Annotated in this window: 2 protein-coding genes; both read right to left on the reverse strand. The window is 65.4% G+C overall.

The annotated features are described in order from the left end of the window. Positions 1–4: 4 nt before the first annotated feature. Positions 5–358, reverse strand: coding sequence for a hypothetical protein (locus J5M73_RS30975; RefSeq protein ID WP_207816863.1), 354 nt, complete (start codon positions 356–358; stop codon positions 5–7). Then, a partial coding sequence (locus tag J5M73_RS30980; protein WP_207816865.1) for a hypothetical protein occupies positions 334–546 on the reverse strand: 213 nt, incomplete at its 5' end. The genes J5M73_RS30980 and J5M73_RS30975, both read right to left, overlap by 25 nt.

Here is a 546-nt window from a genome sequence, read left to right on the forward strand (position 1 = left end):
GCAGTTAACCGCAGCGCCGCGCGGCGGCGGCCACGCGCGGCGAAGCGCCGTTCAATAGAACGAATTGATCGTCCAGCCGGTCACGAGCGGCGTCTGGAGAAACGTCTTGCCGCCGCTGCAATAGCTCGACGTCCACGGCGTGCCCGCGTAGCTGTCGTACGTCGCCCACTTGCTCGACAGCCTGACCGTGTAGCCGCTGCGCGGCTCGGCGGCCTGATTCAGCGTGACGTTGATCGTCGCGGCGTCCTCGATCAGCTTCGTCGACTGCGCCTCGCCGTGCGCGCTGAAAGGGCGGGAAGGACAGATGCGTCTCGTCGTCGACGTGATCGACGTTCAGAGCAACCAGGTGATCGCGCACGGCGCGTAGCTCATGTGCATGTACGCGCTCACCGCGATGAGCCCGTTGTTGTCGAGCTTCACCGGCCGGTTGATCGTGTACGTGTACGTGCCGTCGGGCTCGTAGGTGATGAGCGGCGGATTCGGATAGGGGCCGCGGTAGGTGTACCCGCACGAGAAATCCGTCGCGCCGGGCGTCTCCATCAGGAT

This window comes from Pseudomonas sp. 50_B (assembly GCF_017491625.1).
Taxonomy (GTDB): domain Bacteria; phylum Pseudomonadota; class Gammaproteobacteria; order Pseudomonadales; family Pseudomonadaceae; genus Aquipseudomonas; species Aquipseudomonas danubii.